Annotated in this window: 4 protein-coding genes; 3 read left to right on the forward strand and 1 reads right to left on the reverse strand. The window is 32.2% G+C overall.

Features of this window, described 5'->3' with window-relative positions; all coding sequences use genetic code 11:
• Positions 1–65: 65 nt before the first annotated feature.
• The gene (locus tag Q0F90_RS09120; RefSeq protein ID WP_296004962.1) at positions 66–245 is read left to right on the forward strand and encodes a hypothetical protein; all 180 of its coding nucleotides are present in this window, start codon (positions 66–68) and stop codon (positions 243–245) included.
• 415 nt (positions 246–660) lie between these two features.
• On the opposite strand, the gene Q0F90_RS09125 is transcribed toward Q0F90_RS09120, so the two are convergent.
• The gene (locus tag Q0F90_RS09125; RefSeq protein ID WP_296958684.1) at positions 661–873 is read right to left on the reverse strand and encodes a helix-turn-helix transcriptional regulator; all 213 of its coding nucleotides are present in this window, start codon (positions 871–873) and stop codon (positions 661–663) included.
• Between the two features lie 252 nt (positions 874–1,125).
• Between Q0F90_RS09125 and Q0F90_RS09130 the strand changes: the two genes are divergently transcribed.
• Together Q0F90_RS09130 and Q0F90_RS09265 are read left to right on the forward strand one after the other, a co-directional pair.
• Positions 1,126–1,281: a hypothetical protein gene (locus Q0F90_RS09130; RefSeq protein WP_296004964.1), complete on the forward strand. Its 156-nt coding sequence runs from the start codon at positions 1,126–1,128 to the stop codon at positions 1,279–1,281.
• A gap of 18 nt (positions 1,282–1,299) precedes the next feature.
• Positions 1,300–1,653, forward strand: a complete 354-nt coding sequence (locus Q0F90_RS09265) for a tyrosine-type recombinase/integrase (RefSeq protein ID WP_367113436.1) — start codon at positions 1,300–1,302, stop codon at positions 1,651–1,653.
• The last annotated feature ends 116 nt before the right edge of the window (positions 1,654–1,769 follow it).

Genomic DNA, 1,769 nt, shown 5'->3' on the forward strand with positions numbered 1-1,769 from the left:
TTGCTTAACTGTATAAAATTTATTATACTATTCTTACAATATTTTTCGCAATAAAAAGGATGTGTATGAATACAATGTTTGATTTATCTTACGGAATCGAAGAGCGCGGTATAGAAAAAGGTATAGAACTAGGACGTTTGAGCTTTATTCGGCATATGCTTTCGCAGCAAATGCCAGTAGAGGATATCAAGAAGTATTCAGGTGCTTCAGATGAAGAAATCAAAAAGGCTGAAGAAATGCCATAACTTTCCTCTGATTCTCGTGGTCTGTCATATCATAATTTATACTTGAGCAAAAAAAGCACATCATTGAAAAATTGTCCTTTGCTTGCTATAATGTTAGCAGTTTTAATTATTATGAAATACAGGTGAGTTATCAATGAAACAAGCTCTAAACGATAGTATTCTTTTTGTAGTTTTAGTAGTAATAATAGTAGCTTTAGTTATAACACTTATAGTTTTAATAATACAAGCAATCTGCAGGTCTGTGGCTGATAATTATATAGATAAGAATAGAAGAAGCTTATTTAATAAAACAAGACCCTTATCAGATAAATGTGTTGAGGCAGAAAACAAGTTGTTAAATGAACTACGGACTTATTGGGCATATATAGATGAATTAGGACTTGATCAAGAATATACATGTTGCTTCCTGTTTGCTTTAGAATACATTGTCATCAGGGTAATGTGTCATAATATCTTCGACATTACATTTCAATATATTACACAGTTTGTCAATTGTGTTTATTTGCACATTCTGATTATGTCTTAATCTATTCAACTGGGAACGGTTCATATGATAATGAGTGTACAGGTCATATTGAGTAATACCCTTGGAATTCATGGTTTCCCATAATTTATCGTATTTAATCATCTTGAGGATGTTCCTCTTTCTTTCATAAATTTATTGCTATGTAATTATTATTGGCGTAAAATTACATTTGTAATAGTGTTCGTATAATGACACTATAGAAAGGGAAAATTATGAAAAAGAGGGTTGCTATAGTTAGTGTACTGGTTTTTATATTTGGATTTATGATTTATCTGCAATATGGACGTGAAGAAAGAGTTGTAAATACAGTATTTAACGCTTAACCGTATTACTAAATATTATGATGAAAGCGGAATGAAATTAGAAAAACCTGAACATGTGATTCAGATTACTACACCGAAGCGAGAAGCAAGCAATCGTTATATTCCTATGACAGATGATGTGACAGAGGCATTTGCTATCTGGAAAAGAAAACAGGAATATGATAAGAAGAAGCTGGGAGAAAAATGAGGGAAGAACAATGAACTTATGCGTGAATATCCACATCTTATATTTACGACTACTTCAGGTAATTGCCTTACCCCAGGTACTCTTGCTGTTGAATGTAGGCGTATTTGTTCAGTTGTGAATAGGAAAAATAGGGAGGTGGAAGGGTGCAAAGAATATGAAGAAATCAAAATATATCCACATCTTTTCCGACACACATTTGTAACACGATGTTATGAAGCGGGTGTGGATCCTATGACGATTGCTTTGATTGTAGGCCATTCGAGAGAGAAAATGGTTAATCATTATACACATATATCAAAAGAGTTTCAAAAAAATGATTTTGTAAAGTACGAGGAACAGGAGAAGGAGCGCATTTTAAGTGATTCAGAGTAGTTAAAAACGACTGATAATATATGTTTGTTTATAACATGATGATTACATAAAATGATGTAAAGTTTCAAATACCGATTGTCTTTTTGCACTTGCTGTGATATTATTAGTATAAATAC

It is taken from the genome of uncultured Veillonella sp., from assembly GCF_934190855.1.
Lineage (GTDB): Bacteria > Bacillota > Negativicutes > Veillonellales > Veillonellaceae > Veillonella.

Excerpts from the sequence above, each read along its gene's own strand:
- Q0F90_RS09120 (WP_296004962.1), top strand. The coding sequence starts at position 66 with ATGAATACAATGTTTGATTTATCTTACGGAATCGAAGAGCGCGGTATA.
- Q0F90_RS09125 (WP_296958684.1), bottom strand. The coding sequence starts at position 873 with ATGATTAAATACGATAAATTATGGGAAACCATGAATTCCAAGGGTATT.
- Q0F90_RS09130 (WP_296004964.1), top strand. The coding sequence starts at position 1,126 with ATGAAATTAGAAAAACCTGAACATGTGATTCAGATTACTACACCGAAG.
- Q0F90_RS09265 (WP_367113436.1), top strand. The coding sequence starts at position 1,300 with ATGCGTGAATATCCACATCTTATATTTACGACTACTTCAGGTAATTGC.